Annotated in this window: 1 protein-coding gene; it reads right to left on the bottom strand. The window is 52.1% G+C overall.

Going from position 1 to position 242, the window contains the following annotated elements:
* Window positions 1–242, bottom strand: a 242-nt coding sequence (locus tag AC1RPK_RS07810) for a hypothetical protein (protein WP_481769366.1), incomplete at both ends; no start/stop codon positions are given.

The following is a 242-nucleotide window of genomic DNA, read 5'->3' as shown; positions in this document are numbered from 1 at the left end:
CCTTCGAGGCTGCATACTGGCTTATCTTACCTGCGAGTTCCCCGCGTTTCAGCAGATAGTACATCTGAGAATGATTAAAAAAGGCTGAGAGTATCAGGACACGGCCGTACCCGTAGAACAAACGTTGGGGGCTGAGCGTGATCTGGACTTCTACATTCTGCAATTCGCCCTTGCGCTGCTCTTCGTGAAATGCGACCCACACATGCAGCGTACCGTTGCGCACATGTTCAAGCACCTTGTGC

It is taken from the genome of Dellaglioa sp. CoH-55-MRSF-6 (assembly GCF_056782215.1).
The sequence above is the reverse complement of the archived record's forward strand: the minus strand, read 5'-3'. Positions and strand labels throughout refer to the sequence as shown.